The 24,807-nt window shown below is 65.0% G+C and carries 24 protein-coding genes, 1 tRNA gene and 1 pseudogene; 11 read left to right on the forward strand and 15 right to left on the reverse strand.

The features are described from left to right. Nucleotides 1-56: 56 nt before the first annotated feature. Both KK488_RS21790 and KK488_RS08385 read left to right on the forward strand, forming a co-directional pair. Nucleotides 57-158, forward strand: a pseudogene (locus KK488_RS21790) (PEPxxWA-CTERM sorting domain-containing protein); the annotation flags it as partial. Nucleotides 159-314: 156 nt separating this feature from the next. Next, nucleotides 315-1,217 carry a hypothetical protein gene (locus KK488_RS08385; protein ID WP_214622716.1) on the forward strand — a complete coding sequence of 301 codons (903 nt, stop codon included), beginning with the start codon at nt 315-317 and terminating at the stop codon, nt 1,215-1,217. Here KK488_RS08385 and KK488_RS08390 read toward each other — a convergent pair. Further along, nucleotides 1,214-1,843, reverse strand: coding sequence for a class I SAM-dependent methyltransferase (locus tag KK488_RS08390; protein ID WP_214622717.1), 630 nt, complete (start codon nt 1,841-1,843; stop codon nt 1,214-1,216). The two genes, KK488_RS08385 and KK488_RS08390, sit on opposite strands and share 4 nt — an antisense overlap. 285 nt (nt 1,844-2,128) lie before the next feature. Between KK488_RS08390 and KK488_RS21300 the strand changes: the two genes are divergently transcribed. The 4 genes from KK488_RS21300 to KK488_RS08410 are packed head-to-tail and all read left to right on the forward strand — an operon-like array spanning nt 2,129 to nt 7,646. Further along, nucleotides 2,129-3,808, forward strand: coding sequence for a ChbG/HpnK family deacetylase (locus KK488_RS21300; RefSeq protein ID WP_250890196.1), 1,680 nt, complete (start codon nt 2,129-2,131; stop codon nt 3,806-3,808). A 21-nt stretch (nt 3,809-3,829) separates the two neighbouring features. Further along, the gene (locus KK488_RS08400; protein ID WP_214622718.1) at nt 3,830-4,318 is read left to right on the forward strand and encodes an RNA polymerase sigma factor; all 489 of its coding nucleotides are present in this window, start codon (nt 3,830-3,832) and stop codon (nt 4,316-4,318) included. 51 nt (nt 4,319-4,369) lie between these two features. After that, the gene (locus KK488_RS08405) at nt 4,370-5,320 is read left to right on the forward strand and encodes a FecR family protein (protein WP_349356864.1); all 951 of its coding nucleotides are present in this window, start codon (nt 4,370-4,372) and stop codon (nt 5,318-5,320) included. Between the two features lie 13 nt (nt 5,321-5,333). Next, nucleotides 5,334-7,646, forward strand: a complete 2,313-nt coding sequence (locus KK488_RS08410; RefSeq protein ID WP_214622719.1) for a TonB-dependent receptor — start codon at nt 5,334-5,336, stop codon at nt 7,644-7,646. 6 nt (nt 7,647-7,652) lie between these two features. Here KK488_RS08410 and KK488_RS08415 read toward each other — a convergent pair. The 3 genes from KK488_RS08415 to KK488_RS08425 form a co-directional block, all read right to left on the reverse strand. Continuing rightward, nucleotides 7,653-7,729, reverse strand: a tRNA-Arg gene (locus KK488_RS08415). Between the two features lie 69 nt (nt 7,730-7,798). After that, a complete protein-coding gene (locus KK488_RS08420) occupies nt 7,799-8,344 on the reverse strand; it encodes a hypothetical protein (protein ID WP_214622720.1) in 546 nt (181 codons plus the stop codon). Nucleotides 8,345-8,403: 59 nt separating this feature from the next. Further along, complete coding sequence (locus tag KK488_RS08425; RefSeq protein ID WP_214622721.1) at nt 8,404-8,877, reverse strand: MarR family winged helix-turn-helix transcriptional regulator; 474 nt, start codon at nt 8,875-8,877, stop codon at nt 8,404-8,406. 76 nt (nt 8,878-8,953) lie between these two features. On the opposite strand from KK488_RS08425, the gene KK488_RS08430 reads away from it, so the two are divergent. The 4 genes from KK488_RS08430 (at nt 8,954) to desA (ending at nt 14,491) form a co-directional block, all read left to right on the forward strand. After that, nucleotides 8,954-9,796: a p-hydroxycinnamoyl CoA hydratase/lyase gene (locus KK488_RS08430; RefSeq protein WP_214622722.1), complete on the forward strand. Its 843-nt coding sequence runs from the start codon at nt 8,954-8,956 to the stop codon at nt 9,794-9,796. 177 nt (nt 9,797-9,973) lie between these two features. Further along, the gene (locus KK488_RS08435; protein ID WP_214622723.1) at nt 9,974-12,100 is read left to right on the forward strand and encodes an acetate--CoA ligase family protein; all 2,127 of its coding nucleotides are present in this window, start codon (nt 9,974-9,976) and stop codon (nt 12,098-12,100) included. A gap of 225 nt (nt 12,101-12,325) precedes the next feature. Then, complete coding sequence (locus KK488_RS08440) at nt 12,326-13,045, forward strand: alpha/beta fold hydrolase (RefSeq protein WP_214622724.1); 720 nt, start codon at nt 12,326-12,328, stop codon at nt 13,043-13,045. 60 nt (nt 13,046-13,105) lie between these two features. Further along, a complete protein-coding gene (desA, locus tag KK488_RS08445; protein WP_214622725.1) occupies nt 13,106-14,491 on the forward strand; it encodes a syringate O-demethylase in 1,386 nt (461 codons plus the stop codon). A 686-nt stretch (nt 14,492-15,177) separates the two neighbouring features. Here the strand turns inward: desA and KK488_RS08450 are convergent. Beyond that, a complete protein-coding gene (locus KK488_RS08450; RefSeq protein ID WP_214622726.1) occupies nt 15,178-16,062 on the reverse strand; it encodes a LysR family transcriptional regulator in 885 nt (294 codons plus the stop codon). Nucleotides 16,063-16,176: 114 nt separating this feature from the next. Between KK488_RS08450 and bla the strand changes: the two genes are divergently transcribed. Further along, on the forward strand, nt 16,177-17,094 hold the full coding sequence (gene bla / locus KK488_RS08455; RefSeq protein ID WP_214622727.1) for a subclass B3 metallo-beta-lactamase: 918 nt from the start codon (nt 16,177-16,179) through the stop codon (nt 17,092-17,094). Nucleotides 17,095-17,508: 414 nt separating this feature from the next. On the opposite strand, the gene KK488_RS08460 is transcribed toward bla, so the two are convergent. The 10 genes from KK488_RS08460 to KK488_RS08505 all read right to left on the reverse strand — a co-directional run bounded on the left by KK488_RS08460 (nt 17,509) and on the right by KK488_RS08505 (nt 24,715). Then, nucleotides 17,509-17,697, reverse strand: a complete 189-nt coding sequence (locus KK488_RS08460) for a DUF4169 family protein (RefSeq protein ID WP_214622728.1) — start codon at nt 17,695-17,697, stop codon at nt 17,509-17,511. A 2-nt stretch (nt 17,698-17,699) separates the two neighbouring features. Further along, nucleotides 17,700-17,999 (reverse strand): cupin domain-containing protein, encoded by a 300-nt coding sequence (locus tag KK488_RS08465; RefSeq protein WP_250890198.1) that lies wholly within the window; start codon nt 17,997-17,999, stop codon nt 17,700-17,702. Nucleotides 18,000-18,033: 34 nt separating this feature from the next. After that, nucleotides 18,034-18,780 (reverse strand): IclR family transcriptional regulator, encoded by a 747-nt coding sequence (locus KK488_RS08470; RefSeq protein ID WP_250890199.1) that lies wholly within the window; start codon nt 18,778-18,780, stop codon nt 18,034-18,036. Between the two features lie 132 nt (nt 18,781-18,912). Then, entirely contained in the window at nt 18,913-19,791 is an 879-nt protein-coding gene (locus KK488_RS08475; protein ID WP_214622731.1) for a beta-keto acid cleavage family enzyme, read from the reverse strand. A gap of 255 nt (nt 19,792-20,046) precedes the next feature. Then, nucleotides 20,047-21,054 carry an alcohol dehydrogenase catalytic domain-containing protein gene (locus KK488_RS08480; protein WP_214622732.1) on the reverse strand — a complete coding sequence of 336 codons (1,008 nt, stop codon included), beginning with the start codon at nt 21,052-21,054 and terminating at the stop codon, nt 20,047-20,049. 64 nt (nt 21,055-21,118) lie between these two features. After that, nucleotides 21,119-21,625: a 2,4'-dihydroxyacetophenone dioxygenase family protein gene (locus KK488_RS08485; RefSeq protein ID WP_214622733.1), complete on the reverse strand. Its 507-nt coding sequence runs from the start codon at nt 21,623-21,625 to the stop codon at nt 21,119-21,121. Between the two features lie 13 nt (nt 21,626-21,638). Further along, nucleotides 21,639-22,757 (reverse strand): NAD(P)-dependent alcohol dehydrogenase, encoded by a 1,119-nt coding sequence (locus KK488_RS08490; RefSeq protein ID WP_214622734.1) that lies wholly within the window; start codon nt 22,755-22,757, stop codon nt 21,639-21,641. Nucleotides 22,758-22,879: 122 nt separating this feature from the next. Further along, nucleotides 22,880-23,713 carry an SDR family NAD(P)-dependent oxidoreductase gene (locus KK488_RS08495; protein WP_214622735.1) on the reverse strand — a complete coding sequence of 278 codons (834 nt, stop codon included), beginning with the start codon at nt 23,711-23,713 and terminating at the stop codon, nt 22,880-22,882. After that, nucleotides 23,710-24,255 (reverse strand): 2,4'-dihydroxyacetophenone dioxygenase family protein, encoded by a 546-nt coding sequence (locus KK488_RS08500; protein ID WP_214622736.1) that lies wholly within the window; start codon nt 24,253-24,255, stop codon nt 23,710-23,712. Before KK488_RS08500 ends, KK488_RS08495 begins: the two co-directional genes overlap by 4 nt. Before the next feature lie 40 nt (nt 24,256-24,295). Next, nucleotides 24,296-24,715: a VOC family protein gene (locus tag KK488_RS08505; RefSeq protein ID WP_214622737.1), complete on the reverse strand. Its 420-nt coding sequence runs from the start codon at nt 24,713-24,715 to the stop codon at nt 24,296-24,298. Between the last annotated feature and the right edge of the window lie 92 nt (nt 24,716-24,807).

A 24,807-nucleotide genomic window follows, 5' to 3' on the forward strand; every position in this document is an offset into this window, starting at 1 on the left:
TGCTGGCTAACAAGAAGTACACGATCGACACCGCTCGGATCTATGCCAATGCCGGCGTGCCCGAGCCTGCCACCTGGGCGATGATGATCGGTGGCCTCGCGTTCGCCGGTGCAGCGATGCGTCGCCGCTCGACCGCCGTGCGCGTCAGCTTCGGCTGATCGTCGGCCAATCGGTAGGATGAAGGCGGCGGGGCTTTGCTCCGCCGCCTTTTCTTTTGGGCCGCGCCTTCCCGGGATGATCCTGCTAGTGCGGATCGGATCCGCCCGCATCGTCTTCTCCAGAGGATGCGCCTTGTTCATTCTTTGGCTATAGGCATGGATCGCCTCAAGACGGGCTTGCCGCCGTTCGGTGCCCGGTTTGGCCGCCATGGGTCCGTGCTGATGTCCGCCTTGTTGATCGGCGCGATTGCTTACGAGCTCAGCCGCCTCGGTCTGCCAGGGGAACTGACCCGGGTACCCACGTCTCCCGGCTTCTGGCTGGCCTTCACATTCTATTTCTGGGGCTCGCCGTTCATCGAGTGGCTGATCGTGCGGCGGCTGTGGCAGGCGCCGTGGTCGGGCTTCGGCGCGGTCCTGCGCAAGATGATCTACAACGAGCTGGTATTGAGCTATCTCGGCGATGCCTATTTCTTCGCGTGGATCAGGCGCGAATTGCCCCACGTAGCCGCCCCGTTTGCGGTGGTGAAGGACATGGCCATCATCTCGGCGCTGATGGGCAGCCTCGGCACGCTTGTCGCGATCGCGATCGTCTGGCCCTTGTTTCCAGCTTTCGACCGGACCGGCCTCGGCTCCCCGCTCGTCCTCTGCCTGGCCGTCGCGCTTGCCAGCGGTGGCGCGATCGCCTTCTTCCGAAAGTCGCTGCTGAGCCTCTCGCGGCCGGAAATTCTCTGGATCGCGGGCGCTTTCGGGGTACGGATCGTCGGCCAGAGCCTGTGCGCGGTCTTCATGTGGTGGAGCCTTCTGCCGCAGGTGCCGCTCACGACCTGGATCGTGCTGACGGCGGTGCGGATGGTCTCGGCGCGCTTGCCGCTCGTGCCCAGCAAAGACCTGGCTTTTGCCGCCGCCGCCGTCGCGCTGGTCGGGCCGCATACGCCCGTCGCGCCGATGATCGTGTTGGTGACGACGCTCATCCTGCTCGCCAATGTCGCGCTAGCGATCCTGCTCAGCCTCGATGGATGGGCACGGGGCCTGGCGAAGGGGCGGGAGGCGGCCGCTTAGCCGGCGGACCAGAGGTGGCAAAGCCAGCGCGTGCCGTCGACCACGATGTCGTCCAGCCGCGACCAGCCCGGTCCCTCGAAATGATGCGCGAGAAGACGTCCGCGCTTCTCATAGTTGGTCACGAGGATCCGTGGCGCCAGCGTCTGCATCGCTTCGATGATCGCCTCGACGTCCGGCGCATAATACAGAATCTCGCACGCCGTGACGAGATCGAAGCGGCGTGGGCCCAGGATACGCGCGGCGTCTTCGGCCGGTCCGATCAGAAACTCGGCGCGGGGCACGGTCCGGCGCGCGCGGCCCACCGCGACCGGACTTACTTCGATACCGATGACATGGCTGGCGACCTCCTGCAGATACGCGGTCTGTATGCCTTCACCTGATCCCAGTTCGAGCAGTGCGCCGCAATCCGGTGCGATCCGCGCGATGATCTCGTTGGCGAGGCGGAAGCGCTCGCGCTCGCGCTCGGAAGTCAGCTTCCAAGGATCTTCGAGCAGATAGAGCCGGTCCATCCGGCGATAATTGCCTTTATATTGGCCTGCCTCCAGCCAGCGACCCGATCGGAACGCGCGCCAGCGGCGGCGCAGGGACTCGATTGGTCGTCGCAACGGCGCGGGCTTGGTTGTCATCGGCAGCTCCCCCAGGACCCGGACTATCCAGCCCTGCCTGCACGAATGACGCCGCAGCGCCCCTGATTCCGCAGGCCGAAAAAGAAGAGTTATTTTTTCATGAACCTGCTGCGGATTGCCGCGCAGGGCGGCGTCATCATCACGGGGTGCAACCCCGGGGGAAGGTGGCGATCGGGACGGGGTTCACGATCGACCGTGACGATGCGCCCCCACGCATCGTTCCTTCTCTCGGGGCCTCCACGGTCCGGCGTATGATCCGCCGGATCGAAAAGCACGGGGGCGGATATGTGGCGTGAAACGGAGCGTGGCGAAGGCAAGGCGAACGACTGGATCGTCGAGAGAGTCACCGCCTCGCAGCCAGAGCCCTGCGACTGGACGATCCTGATCCCCTTCTTCAATGAAAGTGCTTTCCTGCCGGCGACACTGCGCAGCGTCGCGGCGCTGGATCGGCCCTCGCGCCTCGTCCTCGTCGACAATGGTTCGACTGATGACAGCGCCGGTCTCGCGGAGCGCGAATGCGCGGCGCTCGGTCTCGCCTACACGCTGATCGTCGAACCTCGCGCCGGTAAGGTTCATGCGCTGCGTGCCGGTCTGGCGCAGGTTCGGACCCGTTATGTCGCGACCTTCGACGCTGATACGATCTACCCTGCCGACTATCTCTCGCAGGCCGCAAAGCTGCTTGCGCGGCCGGGTGTGGTCGCGGCGGGCGCATATTATACGCTGCAGCCGGAACGCCGGCGGCGCGATTTGTTGACTGGCGTTCATATCTGCCTGGCCGGGCGATTGCTCTCGCATCAATGCCATGCCGGTGGGGCGGGGCAGGCCTTTCATACCGATATCTTGCGCCGCGCTGGCGGATTCGATGCCAATCGCTGGAATCTCGTGCTGGAAGATCATGAGATCATGCATCGCGTCGCCAGATTCGGCGCGGTCGCCTATGGGATGAATTTCTGGTGTCATCCCTCGCCGCGCGAGCGCGACCGGGAGTCGATCCGCTGGAACCTCGTGGAGCGGCTGGCCTATCATTTCACTCCCGCAGGAGGTCAGGACATGTTTTTCTACGATTTCCTTGGCCCCCGGTTGCGTGCGCGCAAGCTGTCGAGCCAGCGCATCCGCGAACGCGCATTCCACGAGGACCGCGCGCCGGAAGGGCCGTCGCGTCTGGTCGTCTGCGCCGATGACTTCGGCCTGACGCGTGAGATCAGCCAGTCGATCATTGGTCTGGCCAAGCGCGGCAAGGTCAATGCGATTAGCTGCATGTCGGTCTGCTCTGGCTGGGAACGCGATGCCGAGCTGCTCAGGTCGCTTCCCGACAGCGTGCAGATCGGCCTGCACGTCACCCTGACCGAGGAAGTTCCGCTGACGGCTATGCCGGTGCTCGCTTGGGATGGCGCGATGCCCGGATGCAACGAGCTTGGCCGGCGCGCCCTGGTGCGGCGCTTGCCGTTGGGCGAGTTGCGCACTGAAATCGCGGCGCAGTTCGATCGGTTCGTGGATGTCATCGGGCGTCCGCCCGATTTCGTCGATGGTCACCAGCATGTCCACGTATTGCGGGGCATTCGCGAGATCATCCTCGCCGAGACGGCGCGCCGCGCACCGCGCGCCTGGATTCGCAATTGCGTCGACCGTCCGGCCGCGATGTTCGCGCGCCATTTCCCGCTCAAGGCACTGGCCAATGCCGTGCAATCGCGTGGCGTCCGGCGCGCGGCCGCGGATCTTGGACTTGCCTGCAATGATGGCTTTGCCGGCCTTTATGACTTTGCCGGCGATTATGAGGCCTTGTTCCCCAAATTTCTCGACAAGCCAGGCAATTTCCACCTCATCATCTGCCATCCCGGGGAAGGCGAACGCCCGGACGACGCGATTGCCCGCGCGCGCCAACGGGAGGCCGCAGCGTTGCGCCACATGCCAATCCATGAGATGGCAGCGGCGCGGGGCCTGCATTTCGAGGCAGCCCGCCACTGATCCAGAAGACCTTTGACGGGCATGAGTGGACTGAAAGCGCTTTTCCTGCAGCAGCGGCCGATGCTGACGCGCTTGATGACGGCGCGTCTCGGCAATCCGGCGGATGCCGAGGATGTTCTGCAGGAGCTCTGGCTGAAGCTGGAGAGTCTGCCCGAGCAGACGCTGACGAGTCCTCAGGCCTATCTGTTCCGCGCCGCCGCCAATCTTGCGTCCGATCGGCGCCTGTCGCTGGCACGTGCTGAGGCGCGCGATGGATTGTGGTTCGATGCGCAGCCCGAGGCGTCGGAATATCCTGATGCCGAGCATGTACTGCTCGCGCGCGAGCGCCTTGCCCAGGTTGAGGCAGCGATGGCGGCGATGCCCGAGCGGATGAGCACCGCGCTGCGGATGTTCCGGATCGAGAAGCGCTCACAGAAGGAAATTGCAGGGCTATTGGGCATCACTGTAAGTGGTGTCGAGAAGTTGCTGAAACGCGCTTATCGCCAGCTTCTGGATATTGAGGGGGCGTGAAGTGCGGATTTGTTCGATTGGCGATGTCTATAGGACAAGGAGGCACTTCTTGTGACCCGCACCGCTGAACAAATGGTCGATGAGGCTATCGCTTGGCACTTGCGTCAGGACGAGATGGACGAAGCCGACTGGATCGACTTCGTCGAGTGGTTGGAAGACGATCCGCGCCATGCCGAAACCTACGACCGGGTCGCGCTGGCCGATGGCGCCATCGCGGCAGCACCGGTCAGGACCGGAGCGTTGCGGGAGCCGGCCAATGATCGCGGCTCTTCGCGCTGGCAATTGACTGCCTGGCTCACGGCTGCGGCCGCCTGCGCCGCAGCCGTGAGCGCGGTCCTGATCATGCGCCCGACGCCCTCCTCAACCTACGCGCTGGAGACCCGAGCAGGCGAGACGAAGCAACTCGCGCTCGCCGACGGCAGCCGCATCGAGATCGCCGGGGGCAGCCGTCTGCTGCTCGACCGGGCCCAGCCGCGCCAGGTGACGCTGGAGCGCGGCGAAGCGCTGTTCCATGTACGGCATGACGCGAGCGATCCCTTCGTCGTGCACTCGGGGACGCTGGCCGTGGAGGATGTCGGCACCGTGTTCAACGTCAAGCGCGATGGCAAGGCGTTCGAGGTCGCGGTGGCCGAAGGGTCGGTCATGTTCCAGCCGCGCAGCGAGCAGGTCACGCTGGGCGCGGGCGCGATACTCTCGGTCGACGAAACGCGGCAGCAGGTGCGTCGCGGCAAGATCGACGCCGCTCTGGTGGGCGGCTGGCGCACTGGTCGCCTGTCTTTCAGCGACACACCGGTTCCCGAGGTTCTGAGCACGATCAAGCGTCTTTATGGGACGGATCTGGTCGCCGAAGATGGCTTGTCGTCGCGCACGGTTACCGGCATGATCACTCTTTCAGGAGAGGCGCGGCGCGATGTTCCGCACATCGCGTCTCTGGTCGGGGCAAGCTGGCGAGTAGATGGGGCGCGTTGGATTCTCTCGCCGATGGGTAGCGGTCAGCCTTAAGCTCATCTGCCTGATGCCGCTCTGTGGTGGCGTCGCCCATGCCAAATGCAGTAATATCGACATCACCGCCGGTCCACTGGATCGGGCGCTGCTCAGTCTCGCAAGCCAGACCGGCGCCGACATCGTCAGCACCGAGGTCGCGCTGCGTAGTGTGCAAGTCATGCCGCTGCGGGGCTGCCTGACCACGGCGCGTGCGCTCGACCGGCTGATGCGTGGCACCGGATACCGCGCGGTGTCGGCCGGCGGTGGAAGCTACCGCATCGTTCGTGCACGGATCGTGCGCGAACGGGCGCCCGTGCTGTCGCCGCTGAACGCATCGCAGGAAGTGCAGCACATCATCGTCACCGGCACCAAGCATCAGGTGCCGCTCCTGCGCTTTCCCGGCAGCGTCCAGATCATCGACGTGAACACGCCACAGTCGCGCGGCATTCACAATCCCTCGCTTAACGATGTCGCGCGTATGACGCCCGTGATGCAGAAGACGGAGCTTGGCGTCGGCCGCAACAAGCTCTTCATTCGCGGAATCTCGGACAGCAGCTTCAACGGGCCGACCCAGTCGACCGCGACCGTCTATTATGGCGACGTCCAGCTCAATTATTCGGGGCCGCAGCCCGCGCTCAATCTCTACGACATGGAGCGGGTGGAAATTCTCGAAGGCCCGCAGGAGACACTCTACGGCGCCGGTGCGATCAGCGGGATCATTCGCATGACGCCCCGCTCGGTCGATCTGTTGAGTGAAGCCGCGTCCGCCGCTGCCGGCGTGACGCTGACCCAGGGCGGCGGAACGGGTTTCGACACCAGTGCGATGGTCAACCTGCCGATGGTACGCGACAAGATCGGCCTGCGGCTGGTCGGTTATCGCCTGCGTGACGGCGGCTATATTGACGACCCGCTGCGCATGGTCAGCAACGTCAACCGAACCGACACGGTCGGCGGGCGCGCGACCCTGCGTATCGAGCCGGGGGACGGCTGGACAATCGTCACCGGCCTGGTCGGTCAGCGCATCGACGCGGACGACGCCAATTATGCCGAAACGATGACCGGCCCACTCCGCCGCCGCTCGGCGATCGCCCAGCCTTATGCGAGCGGCATCTGGCTGGCGCGCGCGGTTGCGAGCAAGAGCTGGGACTCCGGTCTGCGGCTTCTCTCCGCGACCGGCCTGGTCAAGACGACCGCCAACGACATGTTTGACGCCAGCCGGCTCTTCCCGCTTTCGTTCACGCCGACCATCTATCGCGTCGACAATGACGGCCTGCTGCTCAGTCACGAGACGCGGTTGTCACGCAGCACCCCCAACGGTGTCTCGTGGGTCGGCGGCATTGCCTTGCTCTATGATCGCAGCGCCCAGAGCCGTGTCTTTGGCTGGGCGTCGGTTCCGGTCGAGATCATCGGCGTCACCAACATCACGCAGAGCGCATCGTTGTTCGGCGAAGCGACCCTGCCGATCCTGCCGCAACTTTCAGTGATGATCGGCGCGCGCGCCAGCATCGCGCAGACCCAGGGCGAGCCGTCGATCACGCCGCGCGAGCAGCCCACCGAACGCGGGCTGCTGCTCAAGCGCGTCGAGCCGGCGGTCGCCGTCTCCTGGCTGTTCGCCCCGGACGTCGCGGCCTTTGCGCGCTTCCAGTCGGGCTATCGCACCGGTGGCATCGCGGTGGCGCGCGGCATCGGCCGCGTCGCGAATTTCCGCTCGGATTCGATCCGGGTGGCGGAACTCGGCGTGCGCAAGCAGCGCCGCGGCGCGCATGGGCTGGCCTTCTCGAGCGCGGTTTCCTTCTCGCGCTGGAGCGACATCCAGGCCGATCTCTTCAGTCGGCGTAGCCAGCCTTACACGGACAATATCGGCGATGCGGACATTGTGGCGCTGGAGGGATCGGGCGACTGGATCCCGGTCGATGATCTGCAACTGAGCTTCGCCTTGCTCTGGACCAAGGATCGCACGACGGGTGCGCTCGCCGGCACATCGCCGACGCACAACCGACACATGCCCGATACGCCGTCTTTCTCCGGCAACTTCGGGATCGAGTACCGCATCGAAGCGTCCGGCGGCCATCGCGTCGAGATCGGCGCGAACGCTCGCTATGTCGGCCGATCGGTGCTGGGGGCGGGGGACTTTCTCGATCTCAGCCAGGGCAATTATCTCGTCACAGGTCTCTCGGGCAGCTGGCAGTGGCGCAATCTGGAGGCGAGCCTCCTGGTCGACAATCTCACTAACCAGGCCGACAGCCAGTTCGCCATGGGCAATCCGCTGACCTTCGGGTCCCGCGAGCAGACCGTCCCGGTCCGGCCACGCAGCATCCGCCTGGGGCTGGCGGTGAACTGGTAGGGAAAATGGCGCACCCAAGAGGATTCGAACCTCTGGCCTTTGCCTTCGGAGGGCAACGCTCTATCCAGCTGAGCTATGGGTGCGTGAGGAGGCCCGCTACCAGCTTTGGCGCGGCGGGCCAAGAGCAAAGCGCGGCTTGGCGTGATGCCCGATCAAGGGAGCGCCTTTGCGATGGCGATGGCCTGCGCCTTGCCGTCGGATCCTGTGAGATTGTAGAAGCTGATCGAGGCATAGCGATGGTGGTCGAGGAAGACCTGCAGCGTCTTCATGCCTTCGCTCCACAGCGCGGCTTTGCCGAGGCCGGGCACGTCCTTGGCGGGGGACTGGTTGCCGCCCATGGTGCGGGCAGAGGCGATGGCGGCGTCGATGCTGTCCGCTGCGGCGGACTGGCGGGTGAGCAGGCTGAAGCTCGCGCCCTTGTCGAGCGTATAGGTACAGGTCGAGAATTCCGCCGCGCCGTCGCTGCCCTTGACGATCGAATCGAGCTTGCTGCCAGTGACCTTGGTCCCCACAGCCGCCGACGCCTTGTCGTTGCCGAGCGTCGCGCAAGCGTCCAGCGCATTCCAGCCGCCGGGACCGCCAGCGCCAGCGGACGCGCCATTCGCTTCATTGGCGGTTCCGCTGCCGCCGCATGCGCTCAGGGTTAGGGCGCCTGCCGCGAGAAGGGCGCACAGAAAACGGGTGTAGCCAGCGAACATGGTTAGTCTCCAGGGTTTAACGGCCCCTGCGACGCGGCCCCCTCCGAGCGCAAGCCCAATCAGCGTGCAAGCGCCTCCAGCGCGGCGAACAGTGCCTTCTGATCGCCGGTCAGGCGTTTGGCGAACTTGCGATCGCTGGCGAGGACGCGGCTGAGCATCTCGTCGCGCAGGGCGGTGCCGTCCGGCGTGAGCGTCAGGCTGAGCGAGCGGCCGTCGATCGGCGCGTCGGCGACCAGGTCGCGCGCCTTCATGCGGCTGATCAGCGGGGTGAGGTTGGCGCGCTTGATTTCCAATGTGCGACCGACATCGCTCTGTCGGCAGCCGGGATTTGCGCCGACCAGGATCAGCAAGGATGCCTCCCCGACGCTGAGGCGGAACGGCCGCAGCGCGTCCACGAGATCGGCGATCATCGCCATCGAGGCGCGGCGGACCCGATAACCCAGCAGCGTATCCAGCGGACTGGCCAGCCCGCTCGCGGTCTTGCCGGTGGATGGTGCCGTTTCGTCCGGCTGCTCGTGCGATTTCTTCGTCATGTTGCGCGTCCGTCCCTTGCCCCGTTGCGGACCAACTGCTATGCAGCATAGCATAATTCATCGCGAAGGAACAGTCATGTCGACCGAAGAACGGGAAGAAGATACCGTCCGCTACGAGATCGAAAACAACATCGCCTGGGTCTATTATAATCGCCCGGCCAAGCGGAATGCGCAGAGCCCCAAGCTCAACCGCCAGATGCTCAAGGTGATCACCGAGCTGGAATTTCGCGATGATGTCGGTGTGCTGGTCCTGGGCGGCGAGGGGCCGGCCTGGTGCGCGGGCATGGACCTCAAGGAATATTTCCGCGAGACCGAAGCGGAGGGCCTGCACGGCGTGCGCAAGGCGCAGCGCGAGGCCTATGCCTGGTGGGAGCGGCTGCGCTGGTATCAGAAGCCGACGATCGCGATGGTCCACGGCTGGTGCTTCGGCGGCGCCTATGGCCCGCTGTTCGCCTGCGATCTCGCCTTCGCGGCGGACGAGGCGCAGTTCGGCCTGTCGGAAGTGAACTGGGGCATCCTGCCCGGCGGCGGCGCGACCAAGGTCGCCGTCGACCTCATGCCGATGCGCGTCGCCATGTATCATGCGATGATGGGCGAGAATCTCTCCGGCCAGGATGCCGCGCGCTACAATCTCGTCAACGAATCGATGCCGGCCGATCAGCTCAAGGCGCGCGTGACAGCCGTCGCTTCCAAGCTGGTCGAGAAGAATTGGGCGACCGTGAAATACACCAAGGATGCCGTCCGTCGGGTCAAGGAAATGACCTACGACAATGCCGAGGATTATCTGATCCGCCTGCAGGAAGGCCTCAACTGGTTCGACAAGTCGGACGGCCGCCATGTCGCCATGAAGCAGTTCCTGGATGACAAGACGTTCAAGCCGGGGCTGGGCCATTACGACAAGAACAAGACGGAGGTTTGATTTGAGGGGAGGGACGTCGGATCGATGTTCCTCCCTTTCCATTACCATTCGCCCTGAGCTTGTCGAAGGCTGTTCTTTTCTTTGGGAATCTCCAGAAGAAGGACGGCCTTCGACAAGCTCAGGGCGAACGGGTGTGTTAGGTTGCATCTGAGTTTGCGAACTGGAGAGATTGAAGTCATGACCGTCGAGGCCGAAGCCCACACTGCTGCCAAGCGCGACATCAACAAGCTGCTGCGTCCGCGCTCAGTGGCGATCGTGGGCGCCTCTGAGACGCCGGGCTCGCTCGGCGCATCGGTGCTGGCCAATTTCGTGCGCAATGACTTTGCCGGTGACATCCACCTCGTCAATCCGCGCCGCCCGATGATCAGCGGGCGTCCGGCCATTCCCAGCGTCGAGGCGCTGCCGGACGGCGTCGATCTCGCCATTCTCGCCATTCCGCGCGTCGCGGTGGTGGAGACGGTGAAGCAGCTTGCTGCGCGCGGCGTCGGCGCGGCGATGATCTTCGCGGCCGGCTTTGCCGAGGGCGGCGAGGAAGGTGTTGCCGATCAGGTCGAAATCGGCCGGATCGCGGCGGAGGCCGGCATGGTCATCGAGGGGCCGAACTGCCTCGGTTCGGTCAATTATCTCGATCGCATCCCGCTCACCTTCATCGATACGGAGATTGCCGCGCCGAGCCCAGGCGGCGTGGGCATCGTCTCGCAGAGCGGTGCGATGGCCGCCGTGCTCGCGGTGATGCTGGAGAGCCGTCAGCTCGATCTCAGCTACTCGGTCTCGACCGGCAACGAGGCGGCGAACGGCGTCGAGGATTTCGTGGAGTATATGATCGCCGATGCGAAGACGCGCATCATCGCGATGATCGTCGAGCAGTTCCGCGATCCGGCGCGCTTCCTGTCGCTGGTCGCCAAGGCGAAGGCGGCGGGCAAGCTCATCGCCCTGCTGCACCCGGGCAAGAGCAGCGCCGCACGCGAGAGCGCCGCGACGCATACCGGCGCAATGGCCGGCGACTATAAGCTGATGCGTGCCAAGGTTGAGCGCGCCGGGGTCATCATGGCGGAGACGCTGGAGGAGCTGGGCGACATCACCGAATTGGCCGCGCGCTGCCCCTCGCTGCCCGGCGGCGGCACGGCGGTGCTCGGCGAATCCGGCGCATTGAAGGCGCTGACGCTGGACCTTGCCGAGGAGCTCGGTCTCGAGCTTCCCGTGCTGACCGACAGCAACGCGCCCGAGTTGCGCGCGGCGCTGCCGGAGTTCGTGCCGGTCAGCAATCCGCTCGATCTGACCGCGCAGGGCCTGGTCGATCCGGACATGTACTATCGCACGGTCGCCGCGCTGTTTGGTGACGACCGTGTCGGCACCATCTTCGCCGGCATCATCCAGACCAATCCCGCCACGATCGGCATCAAGCTGCCGCCTTTCCTCAAGGCGGTGCGCGAATTTAAGTCGCCCAAACCGGTGATCTTCGCTGGCGTCGACGAGGGCGCACCGGTGCCGGGCGACTGGATCGCGCAACTGCGCGCCGAGGGCATTCCCTATTTTCCTACGACCGAGCGCGCCCTGCGCGCCATCCGCCGCATCGCAGCCGCGAGCGAGCAGGACGCCGCCGTTACTGATGCCGCGCCGGTCGCGGTCGCTGGCCTCGCGGCCGAGACGGGCGTCGTGCCGGAGTATAAGGCCAAGGCTCTGCTCGGCCCGCTCGGCATTCCCTTCCCGAAGGGCCAGTTCGCCGCGAGCGTCGAGGAGGCCATCGCCGCGGCCGAGGCGATCGGCGGCCCGGTCGTCATGAAGGCACAGGCCGCCGCGCTCAGCCACAAGAGCGATGCCGGCGGCGTCGCGCTGAACCTCGTGGGCGCCGATGCGATCCGCGCGGCGTGGGACAAGATGTTCGCCGATGTCGCGCGCTACGATCGCAGCATATTGCTCGACGGCGTGCTTATCGAGGCGATGGGCGCGCGCGGGCTGGAGCTGATCATCGGCGCCAAGAATGATCCGCAATGGGGCCCTGTGATCCTGGCCGGCTTCGGCGGCGTGACGGCGGAGATATTGCAGGACGTCTGCCTGCTCGCGCCGGACATGACGCAGGACGGGATCGTCGCGGCGGTTGGCAAGCTCAAGCAGGCGGCCCTGCTGCACGGCTATCGCGGATCGCCCGCGCTGGATGTCGAGGCGGTCGCGGATCTGATCGGCAAGATCGGCCAATTGCTGCGCGGTGAACCGCGCATCCAGGAGCTCGACCTGAACCCGGTCGTGGTCTATCCGAAAGGGCAGGGCGCCATCGCGCTCGATGCGCTGATGCTGCTGGGATAAGCTAACCCGCTTCCCGTGCGTGTCTCGACTTCGCTCGACACGAACGGACGGGATTTTTCACCGATTGCTTGCAGGATATTTGCGGCGAAGCGCGCGCGAGGCGCTCCCATTTTGCTGCGTGAAATTCCTGTCCCGCTCAGCCCACGGCCCGCAGCATTTCCTCTGGAAATCCGGCTTCATTTCGAGTAGGCGAAATTTTCATATACACGAAATCCGCGGAATTTCATGAGCGACTCGCCCTTATCGGCAACGCCCCTGCTGCTGTTGCCCGGCCTGATCTGCGATGCGCGCATCTGGGCGCCGCAGGTCGAGGCCCTGCGCGGGCGCCGCGTCGTGATGGCGATCGACGGCTATGGCGAGGCGGACAGCATCGGCGCGATGGCCGAGCAGGTGCTCGCCGCCGCGCCGACCCGGTTCGCGCTCGCCGGCCACAGCATGGGCGGCCGGGTCGCGCTGGAAGTCATCCGTCGTGCGCCGGAGCGGGTCGCCTCGCTGGCGCTGATCAGCACCGGCACGCATCTCCCTCGGCCCAATGAGGCGGACGGCCGCTTCGCCCTTCTCGCGCGCGGCGTCGAGCAGGGCATGGATGCGCTGATCGACGCCTGGCTGCCGCCGATGGTCTATGAGCCCAATCACCTCAAGCCCGGCCTCATGGACAATCTCTGGCGCATGTGCAGCGACTGCGGCCTCGATATGTATGAGCGCCAGATCCGCGCCCTGCTTGCCCGTCCGGAAGTCGAGAGCCTGTTGTCCGGCATCGCCTGCCCAACGCTGGTGGCCACCGGCGCGCAGGACAGCTGGGCGCCTCCCGCGCAGCATGAAGCCATTGCCGCAGCCATCAGGGGTGCCACGCTCACCATCGTTCCGGACGCCGGCCACATGATCCAGGTCGAGCAGCCGGATGCGCTCACGGCCGCGCTGGCAAGCTGGCTCGAAAGGGTTTAGCGAGCGCGCAAACCACAAGATTTTCCAACCTCATGATCTCAGTCTGAAGGAGAGTATTACATGGCGAAGAGTCTTCAAGATGTGCTGGATGGCGCCGGGAATGTCGTCGACTTCCTGCGCAACCAGCAGGCCGGCCCGAACGTCTATCCGGGCGTTCCCGCCGAATATACCAACTGGCGCAACGAGCAGCGCGCCTGGGCGAAGACCGCCGTGCTCTTTAACCAGAGCTACCACATGGTCGAACTGATGGTCGAGGGCCCGGATGCCTTCGCGTTCCTCGAGGCGCTTGCCATCAACAGCTTCAAGAACTTCAAGCCCGGCCGCGCCAAGCAGTGGGTGCCGGTGACCGAAGAAGGCTATGTCATCGGCGACGTCATCCTCTTCTATCTGGCGGAAGAGAAGTTCAACCTGGTCGGCCGCGCCCCCGCGATCGAGTGGGCCGAGTTCCATGCCGCCACCGGCAAGTGGAACGTCACTGTGACCCGCGACGAGCGCACCGCGCTGCGCACCGACGGCGTGCGTCGCCACTATCGCTTCCAGCTGCAGGGCCCCAACGCCATGGCGATCCTGAGCGACGCGATGGGCCAGACCGCACCGGACATCAAGTTCTTCAACATGGCCGACGTCGTGATCAACGGGAAGACCGTCGGTGCGCTGCGTCACGGCATGGCTGGCCAGCCGGGCTATGAGCTTTATGGCCCCTGGGCGGACTATGAGGCGGTTCACTCGGCGCTGGTCAAGGCCGGCGAAAAGCATGGCCTCGCCCTCGTCGGCGGCCGCGCATATTCGTCCAACACGCTGGAGTCGGGCTGGGTCCCGTCGCCATTCCCCGGCTACATGTTCGGCGAAGGCTCGGCCGCGTTCCGCAAGTGGGCGGGCGAGAACAGCTATGGCGCCAAATGCTCCATCGGCGGCTCGCACATCCCCGAGAAGCTCGAGGGCTACGGCCTGACCCCCTGGGATGTCGGCTACGGCATTATCGTCAAGTTCGACCATGATTTCATCGGCCGCGCCGCGCTCGAGAAAATGGCTGCCGGTCCGCACCGCGAGAAGGTGACGCTGGCTCTGGACGACGAGGACATGCTGCGCGTCATGAGCAGCTATTTCGCTGCGGAAGGCCGCGCGAAATATTTCGAGTTCCCGAGCGCCGTTTACTCGATGCACCCCTATGACGCGGTGCTGAAGGACGGCAAGCAGATCGGCGTGTCGACCTGGGTCGGCTACTCGTCGAACGAGGGCAAGATGCTGACGCTCGCCATGATCGATCCGGCCTATGCCACGCCCGGCACCGAGGTTTCGCTGCTGTGGGGCGAGCCCAATGGCGGCACCAAGAAGCCGACCGTCGAGCCGCACGAGCAGACCGAGATCAAGGCGATCGTCGCGCCCGTGCCTTACTCGGCCGTCGCGCGCACTGGCTATGCCGACAGCTGGCGCAACAAGAAGTAATCGGCTCGCGCTGATTGCCTGAAGAATGGGCGGGGCTGCCGAGAGGCAAGCCCCGCTTTTTTGTACGTGATAATCCTGCCTTGTCGCGCAATTCGGTCGAAGGTCACGAAGGTCACGAAGGTCACGAAGGTCACGAAGGTCACGAAGGTCACGAAGGTCACGGTGTGGCGTAATTTCTTATTCCGCGACGGGAGGGCCACTCATGACCGATATGTCACCATCGCCTCTCATGCGTCCTCGTTACGTGCTGGAGGCTGGAAGGTGACGAAGGTGACACTATGTCCCCGTCACCGTTCGCTTCCTCAAGGCGTCGGCAGAGGGGAGCAAGGGTTCGTCTGGCGCGGCAGGGTTTGCGCACCGGAGAGGTGAAAAGTCAGCCATGAGAAAGAGCCGTGTCGCGCCCTTTTCGTCGAAGCGCGGCGAACAGGAGGCGGTGTATTGCAACGCTGGCATGGTCCGCCGTCAGTAGGACAGCGAAAAGTTGAGGTCGGGTTTTGGCGACGAAGCGTACGTTGCTTTATAGCCCTCTCCCGCTTTCGCGGGAGAGGGTTGGGTGAGGGTCTTTCTTCTTTCTGGAACGGCAAAGAAGACAGACCCTCACCGTCCCGTTTCGCGGGCCCCTCCCTCTCCCGCGAAAGCGGGAGAGGGGAAGAGCAGACAGTCCGCACGCCACCCATATCGGATAGTCATCCCTCATTGCCTGCTGCACCCGCCTCCATCAGCCACGCCCGAAATTCCCGCATTGCCGGGCTTTCCTGCCGGGACATTAGGCGCGTCAGCCAGTAGCTGCCTGCGATGATCTCGACGGTGAACGGCCGGACGAGGCGCCCGCTTTGCAAATCCGTCTCGAACATTGCGGCTGGCGCCAGCGCGATGCCATGGCCGGCCATCGCAGTGGCGACGCTCAGGATCGAGCTGTCGAACACGGGACCGCGCAGGGCGGGGCAGGGTCGGCCTGCTACAGCAAACCAGCGTCCCCATTCGTCAGCGCGATAGGAGCGCAGCAGCGTTTCGCGGGCGAGCGCCGCCGGATCGCCGCCGATCCGCTCGGCCGCCGCAGGCGCGCAAAGCGGCGTCATCGGTGCAGCCATGATCGGCTCGGCATGCGTGCCGTGCCACGCGCCGTCGCCGAAGCGGATCGCATAATCGAGGCCTTCGCCGGCCAGATCGACGCGGTTGTTGTTGGTCATGATGCGCAGGTCGACTTGAGGGCAGGCGCGAGTGAAGTCGGCGACCCGATCCAGCAGCCAGCCCGCCGCAAAGGTGCCGACCACGCCCACGGTCAGTACCTCACGCATGCGCCCATCGGCGAAACGGTCGAGCGTCGCGCCCATGGTGTCGAAGGCGTCGGCGACGACCGGCACGAGCGCCTGCCCCTCGGCGGTGAGCGCCAGGCCACGCGGCAGCCGGCGGAACAGCGGCAGCCCGAGCCGCCGCTCGAGCTGTGCGACCTGATGGCTCACCGCGCCCTGGCTGACGTGCAGTTCGATCGCGGCGCGAGTGAAATTGAGATGGCGCGCCGCGGCCTCGAAGGCGCGCAGGGCGTTGAGCGGCAGGTGCGATCGGTCCATCGGCCAATCATGAATTGAGTTCATGGCTCTGTCGAGAAATCATGCTTTGCGAGCCGGCCCGGCATGCGGCAGTTTGCGCGGAGACAAGCAACGGAGCGATGTGGGAGCATGCGCATGAGGAAGCGGACGATCTGTCTCGGCCTGAGCCTGGCTGTGACCTGCAGCACCTTTGCAGCCGGCATCAGACCGGCAGGCGGAGACCCGCTGCTGCGGCCGATCGCGCCGGATTATGCCAGGCAGTGGCTGGAGCCGACGCCGCCGGTACGTGTCTTCGGCCGGACTTATCTTGTTGGCTTTGGCGGGCTGAACGTCGGGCTCATCAGGACAAGCGGCGGCCTGATCCTGATCGACGGTGCCGTGCCGCAGGCCGTCCCGGCGATCGAGGCGAATATCCGCAAGCTCGGCTTCACCGTCCGCGACATCAAATATATTCTCAGCACCGAGCCGCATTACGATCATGCCAGCGGCATCGCCGCGCTCGCGCGGGACAGCGGCGCCACGGTGCTGGCCAGCGCCTTGGCGGCAAGGGAACTGCGCGCGGGGGAGGGCGACAAGGATGATCCCCAGGCCGGCCATCTCGAGCGCTATCCGGGCATCACGCGGATCCGCGCGGTGCGCGACGGCGAGACGATCAGGCTCGGCGACACGGTTGTCACCGCCATCTCGACGCCCGGCCACACACTCGGCTCGATGAGCTGGAGCTGGCGCAACTGCGAGGGCCGCCGCTGCGCGCAGATCGTCTTCGCCGCCAGCGTCAACCCGACCGCGCCGGATACCTATCGCTTCTTCGATCCGGCGCACCGCCTGTTCCTCGCCGCCTATGAGGGGACATTCCGCCGCCTGCGCAGCCTGCCCTGCGACTTGCTGATCACCGCCCATCCGCAGCAATCGGGCGGCGCCGAGAAGCTGGCGAAACTGCTCCAGCATCGCCAGCCCAACCCCTATGTCGATCCCAACGCCTGCAAGACCTACGCGGACCTGCACGAGGGACTGCTCAAGGCGCGGCTGGACAAGGAGGTCACGACGCGGTGAAGCCCTGAAAACACACCCCACCTCTGGTAAGGGGCAGGCGGCGTGGATAAAGTCCAGGCAGCACTATGTCTGTTTGATGAAGGCAGATGAGATCGTTGGAAAACGGTGATAGGCCAGGAAAAGGCCATGGGTTGCCAGGAACGACGGCTATCCGGCATTTTCGCCGGCAAGCCGACAGTCGGGACACGACGACATTGCCGTTATTAGCCCCTCCTCTTCAGAGGAGGGGTTGGGGTGGTGTTGGACAGTTCGACCGATCGCTAAGCGAGCGATGCTGGCGCATCGCCACCACCCCCTACCCCTCCTCTGAAGAGGAGGGGCTAACGTCCGCTCACCACCCCGTTTCGGCATCCAGCCCCGATTGTCAGCACGTAAGAGCGGACAATCATCAAAGCGCAAATTTGTCCCCGCGCCCTATTCTTCCCCCTCAACCTCTCGCCGCGCCCCCTCGATCTCCCGCATCGTCCGCTCCGCCTCGGCCGCGTCGCGTTGCTTCTGCGCCTTGGTCCGCCCGAACTTCGCCCGGTTTTCTGCCGCGCGCTGTTGCGCTTTGGCTCGTTCCCGCGCCTTGCGGGCCATGCGCAGGTTGACGATCTCGGCCATGATCAGGTCTCCCCCAGATGCACCGCGAGCCACACCGTGGGCGGATCGGCCTGCGTCCACGTCACGCGATGCGCGACACGAGCCGGGATCAGCAGCGCGTCGCCCGGCACCAGCGCCTGCTCGCCCGTGCCGTCGAACCACAGTCGCGCTGCGCCGGCCAATAGCAGCACCCACTCGTCATGATTCTGATCGTAGGGCGCGTCGGCCGGCGTCACCTGCCCTTGCGACACGATGCGCTCGATCCGGACGCCGGGCCGGGCGAGCAGGGTGGTGAACAGTTCCTGCGCCCGCGCGTCGGGCAACGAGGCGAGGAGGTTGCGCGGCGCCGTCACCGGTTCAGCCGGTGCCGAGCGAATCCGCCGCCTGGGCCAGCAGGCCCGCGGCGCGCTCCTCCAGCTGCGGTGTGGTGCGCGCCAGCGGGATGGCGACGCTGATCGCGCCGAGCACGATCGCGCCGGAGCGCACCGCGCGGCCAATGCCGATGATGCCCGGCGTATATTCCTCGATCGTGCGCGCGATCCCGGTGCGCGCGATCAGCGCGAGCTCCCGGCGCAGCTCCGCCTCGCTGGTCAGGGTCGAGGAGGTGAAGGCATCCCGATGGACGGAGGCGAAATAGCCACTGAGCTCGTCCTCCTCGAAGGTCGCGAGGATCGCCTTGCCAGCCGCGAAGGCGTGCAGCGGGACCAGCCGGCCGACCTCGATCGTGTAGCGCAGCGCCTGCGGCGCGACCTCGCCGGCGATCGCCTCCATCTCGTAGCCGTGACGGACGAAGAAGGAGACGGTCTCGTTGAGCTGCAGCGAGACGGAGCGCACGACCGGATAGACTCGGTCGCCGATCGCGGTGGCTGCCTCGCTTGGATTGAGGCGGCTCAGTGCCGGGCCCGGCGAATGGAGGCGGCCGCTGCGCAACAGATAGCCTCGCTCGACCAGGGTGCCGAGCAGATAGGACAGGCTGCTGACGGGGATCGCCAGCGCCGACGCGATCTCCGCGGCGCTGACCGGCCGGCCGCAGCCAACCGCGAACTCGAGAATATCGAGCGTCCGCGTCGCGGATTTGACCGAGGAGGGGTCGGCTTTCCGCATCATTCGCTCATCGTCAGAAAGGAACGGGTGCTCCTGCGGAAGCAGGAGCCCAGGGCGGCCAGGGACGCCGGTTGCGCCCTGGGTTCCTGCCTTCGCAGGAACACCTGGTCTGTCGCTCCCCTCAAGCCGCCCTCAGTTCGGCAAGCCGAGCATCTGGCGCGCCTCGCCCGGTGTCGCGACCTCGTTGCCCAGTTTCTCAATGATCTGCGCCCCCCAGTCGACCAGCTCGGCATTGTTGTTCGCGAGCATGCCTTTCTTGAGGTAGATCGTGTCCTCGAAGCCGACGCGCATATGGCCGCCGAGCAGGATCGACTGCGCCGCCATCGGGAAGCTGTGGCGCGAGACGCCGAAGCCGGTGAAATTGGCGCCGCGCGGGATCTGGTTCTTGGAGTAGATCATCGCCTCGCTCGTGGCGGGCAGGCCGTATTTCGTGCCGAGGACGAAGGTGAAGGGCGCGTTCTTGGGGATCGATCCCTTGGCCATCAGATCGTCCGCGAAGACGAAATCGCCCGCCTCGAAGCATTCGATCTCGGTCAGCACGCCAGCATCCTGCGCCATCACGCCCATCTTGCCGACGATCGGCTCCAGATTGATGGCGACCCCGCCCCACAGGTTCATGGTGCAGATGTCGAGCGTGCACATGTCGGGCTTGAGGTCGAGGATATGCTCGATGCGGCGTTCCGCGGTGAACATCAGGGTACGCTCATCGTCGGGGAGGGCCGGTTCTTCCGGACTCTTCTGGAACCACATGCAGCCGGGGCCGGTGGTGACGTTGAGGATCACCTCATTATTCTTCTGGCGAATGAGGTTCACGACCTGCCGATAATTCTCCAGCTCCTGATTGGGCTCGCCCGTCTCCGGATGACGCACATGGACGTGGATGATCGAGGCGCCGGCCTCGGCCGCGTCCAGCGCTTCTTGGGCGACGTGCTCCGGGCGGAACGGGAAATTGGGATGCTTGGGCATCGGCGATGCCCCGGTGATCGCGCAGGTGATGAAGGTCTTGGCCATTACTCTCTCCGATAATCTCTGATCAGATCAATAGGTTGAATGTCATTTTTTCGGCGCATGCTGCGCACAATCTCCCGTCGCTTGCCCGCCCTTGGCGCCTGAAAAGACTCATGGCGCCCCGGATACGACGTTCGCCCTATCTGAAATGATCACATATGCGAAGACCAATATGCGCGGGCGTCACCCGGAGAAATCGGCGTTCGACATGCCGCCCGCGCCTGAAGAACCGGGCGACGAATGTCCGGATAAGGGCGATCATTCCCCCGGATCGATCATCACCTTGCACTGGTGGGTGCGGCGCTTGAGGCTCTCGAATATGTCGGGCGTCTCGGCGAGGCTGATGGTCTGCGTCACCATGGCGCGGGGCTCGGCAGCACCGCGCTCCAGGGCGTCAAGCGAGGCCTCATATTCGCCGCGGGTGAAGAAGGCCGAGGTGACCAGCCTGATCTCTTTGGAGAGCATCGCGAAGCTGTTGAACGTATCGGGCTGGTTGCACAGGCCGAGCAGCAGGATGGTGCCGCGCGGGCGGACCTGTGCGACGGCCTGCGCGATGAGGCCGGGGATGCCGACGCACTCGAAGACAATATCAGCAAGGCCGCCAAGCGCGCGGGTCGAGGCACCGATGGGGTCCTCGCGGTCCACGACGAAATCGGTCGCGCCCATTTCCAGCGCGCGCTCGCGCTGATACTCGGCGACATCCTGCAGTACGACGCGCGTTGCGCCGGCGCGGCGCGCCCAGAAGGCGACGGCGAGGCCGATCGGCCCGGCGCCCAGGACGAGTACGCGGTCGCCCGGCCGGACGCCCGAGAGCGTGACGCCGTGCCGCGCCACCGCCAACGGCTCGACGATTGCGCCATCGGCGAGGCTGAGCGACGCCGGCAGCTTGACGCACTGGTTGGGGCGGGTGAGGGCATATTCCGCATAGCCACCCTCCTGCAGGCCGAACCGGCTGCACCAGGCGACTTCGCCGGCGCGGCAGGCGGCGCACTGGCCGCAGCTCTTGAGCGGGCTCACCGAGACGAGATCGCCGGTGGCCAGCCCCTCGACGCCCTTGCCGAGCGCGACGATCTCGCCCGCAAACTCATGGCCCAGGATCGTGCCCGCGCCTTTGCCGTAGCCGGCATCTTCGGTCATGTGCAGGTCCGATCCGCAAATGCCGCAGCGGCCGACCCTGACGACCAGCTCGCCCTCACTGGGCGTGGGATCGGGCAGGGTCTCGACGAGAAGCGGCTTGTGTAATCCCTGCATGATGGCGGCGCGCATGGATGGGGTCCTTGTGTGAAGCTCGTGGAAGATGCGAAGCGGCGCTAGTCTCGTCGAGGGCGCGTCAGGCGAGCGCCCGATAGGCCATGCGTCCCCCCACCGGCAGACTGGCCGGTATGGGCGCCTGCTGCTCAGCCAATCGTCGCGAATATTCGGTCAGGACGCTTTGCGCATCCGTGACGCCGATGACGGCACCTGTGTCGTCGAGATGGAGCATGGCGCCATAGAGGATGAACAGCACCTCGGTCCACTCGCCGGCATCGTCGGCAACTTTCAGCGTGTGCGTGGTACCCGGCGGCTCGAAAAGGTAGGAACCGGCGACATTGGGCGGGCCGTCAACATAATCGAGATAGGTCCACCGCCCGCTGAAGGTATAGGCATGCACCTCACCGGTGTGCTTGTGCGGGGCGACCTGCAGCCCGGCCTGGAAGCGCATGCGCACGGCATAGCGCCCGCCTTCGACATCGACCATGAGGAGCTTGAGCTGGATGCACGGATCGTCCGCCCAGTTCTCGGCCCAGGGCAGTGCGATGCTGTCGCTGTGGAAGGATTCACCCGGGTCGGCAATCATCGCTGGCCTCCGCTTAGCTCGGCATGACGAGGACGGGCTTCACGACGGCGCCGCTCTCGCCGGCATGAAATGCCTCGTTGATTTGGTCGAAGGGGAAGGTCTTGATGAGCTTCTCGTGCGGGAAACGCCCGGCGAGATGATGCTGGATGAGATCGGGCAGGAAGGTGACGAGGTCGGAATCGCCGCCAAGGATACCCATGACGCGCTTGCCGCCGCCCATGAAGCTTGCCTCGTTGAAGGTGAGACTGTCCGCGCGGGACGAGGCGCCGACGATGCCGACGATGCCCAGCGGCGCGAGCAGATCGAAAGCCTGCTCGATGATCTTGTTGATGCCCGTCGTGTCGAAGGCGTAGCCCAGGCCTTGGGGGCAGAGCGCACGGATCTGATAGGCGGCATCATCGGTTTTGCCATTGATCGTGTGCGTAGCGCCGAGCTCGCGGGCGAGGGCAAGCCGGCTGTCATGGACGTCTACCGCTATGATCGGATTTGCGCCTGCTATCTTCGCGGCCATGATGGCGCCGAGGCCCACCGCGCCCGCGCCGAAGATCGCGATGGGCATGCCGCTGCGTACGTTCATGCTTCGCAGCACGGCGCCCGCACCCGTCATCAGGCCGCAACCCAGGGGCGCCAGCGTGGCGAGCGGCACGTCCGCTGCGCTGTCAGGTACCTTCACGACATTGCGGGCATGGCCGAGCGCGAAGGTAGCGAAGGCGGACTGGCCGAAGAAATTGGCATTCACCCCGGCGTTGCCCTGATGCGTGGTGTGGCTGCCGTCGGTGCGCGTGCCGATCCAGTTTTCCGGCACGAAATTGTAGCAATAGGTCGGCTTGTCGATGTCGCAGCTCGGGCAATGGCCGCAGCTGTTGAAGCTCATGATGACCCGATCGCCGGGTTTCACATGATTGACGCCCGAACCGACTCTCTCGACGATGCCGGCGCCCTCATGGCCGAGTATGGCGGGAAGGGGTGTGGGCAGCTGCGCATCGCGCACTGCCATGTCGGTATGGCAGATGCCACACGCGACGATACGCACCAGTACCTCGTCAGCGCGTGGATCGTCGAGCGTCACCGCCTCGATAGCGAAGGGCTTGTCCCTGCCATAGCAGATGGCCGCCTGGGCGGATGTAGTCATGAGCTCTCTCCTTCCTATTCCTTGTCACCCCGGCAAACGCTTGGAGGCGTGCGACGGCGGCGGTTGTTCGGGCCAGATCCCGGCTTTCGCCGGGATGACGAGTGGCGCGGGTGGGGCGTGACTTATCCGAACCGGCCCAGAGCCATGCCGCCATCGATCAGCATCTGGCTGCCCGTCACATAGCTCGACGCATCGGAGGCGAGGTAGAGCGCCAGCGGCTTGAGTTGATGCGGATCGCCGATCTTGCCCATCAAGGTGGACTCGTCCCACGCCTTGCGCACAACCGGATCCTGCAGCGATCCGTCAGCGATATTGGTCGCGAAAGGACCGGGCAGGATCGCGTTCACGCGAATCTTATATTCGCCCAGCTCGAAAGCCATGTGCCGGACCATATGGCTGACGCCCGCCTTGGAGGGCATGTAGGGCATCGGCACGATCGGCTCGCACACCACGGCCGCGTTGGACGAGGTTGCGATGATCGATCCCCCTCTGCCGCCCTTCTTCATGAGCCGCGCGGCTTCCCGCATGGTGTTGTACGCGCCCGTCAGGTTGATCGCGATGATCCGGTCCCAATTCTCGGGATCATAAGTATCGATCTGACCGTCGGGATCGCGATAGCCATTGGGGTTCCAGAAGCCGGGGCCGAGGCCAAGGCCGGCATTGGCAAAGGCGATGTCGAGGCCGCCATAGGCCGCCTCGTGCGCATCGAACACCTCCCGGGTGCGCACCCGGTCGCGAACGTCGAGCTGGTCGGCGCGCGCCTCATAGCCCTCGCTGCGCAGTCGCGCCGCCTCGCGCTCAGCCGCCGCACCGTCGACGTCGGTCAGCGTCACTTTCGCGCCTGCCTCCGCCATTGTCTCGGCATAGGCCAGGCCAATGCCGGAGGCCGCGCCGGTGACGAGCGCGCTGCGCCCGGTGATGTCGAACTGCTCAAGTGCCTTGGGAGTGCCGCTCACAGGTAAAGCTCCGGATTGATGGGGATTCCATGCTCGCGGCAATAGCTCTCGTAATGGTCCATGAACCACCAGACGTCCGCGGTCATGACGAAATTGCCGTCATTATCGTAAAACTCGTTCGGACCCTGCATCCAGCCGAACAGCTTGCAGCCGTCGGGATGATCGGTGACCAATGTATGCGCCTCGCCGGGCGTCTCGTAAATGAAGCCGCCGGGCGTCGCGACCCAGTCATATTCCAGGTAGCGCGCGCTGCCCTCCAGGCACATCATCACGACATAGCCGCGGTGCTTGTGCGTGCCGACCACGCTCGGACCCTTCATCCACAGAATGTTGGAGTAGATATTATGGCGCGTGTCGAACAGCAGATGCTTGATGGCGGCCTTCTCGCCGAAGGGCACCCAGGGACTGTCCTTCTCCTCGATGCCGACGAAGCGGCCGGCTTTGGCATGTTTGGCGATGAGGTCCGGGAAAAGCTCGGGCACATTGACGATCTTGCGCTCCTGCGCGGGAGGCGCAGTCATCTTCCCTTCTGGCTTGTTCATGGCATCTCTCTCCTGGTGTCTTGTCTTTGCCGGGACCGTTTCAGCCCTCGGGATTGGGATCCTGATCGAACACGTTGAGCTCGATCTGGACGCCGGTCGGGTCGTGGATGAACACCTGTGTCATCTTGATCACCTCGACGCGGTTCTCGCGCCAGGGGACGTTGTGCTTCTTCATCCGCTCGACCAGCGCGTCGAAACCGATGCACTGGAAGGCGACATGATCGAGGCCGCCCGTGGTGCCAGTAATCTTGTCATAGACGCCATGCTCGCTGAGCGCGCCGGGGGTGCTGATGTGGACGATCGGATCATCCTTATGATCGTACATCCAGCGCACCATCGTCTTGTCTAGATTGGACGGCGGATCGCGCTCCTCCAGCTCCAATATGTCGCGATAGAAGGCGACCACCGGTGGCAGGTCGCGGGTGCGGATGTTGACGTGGTCGAGCCGTTTGATGAGCATTTCGGGCGATCCTGATCCTGGTTGCCGGGCGGTCGAGCGCGTCCCGTTGATTTACCTATCATAGTATGCAATGTCGCTCTCTCGATGCAAGC

Origin of the sequence: Sphingobium nicotianae (genome assembly GCF_018603885.1) — a bacterium.
GTDB classification, from domain to species: domain Bacteria; phylum Pseudomonadota; class Alphaproteobacteria; order Sphingomonadales; family Sphingomonadaceae; genus Sphingobium; species Sphingobium nicotianae.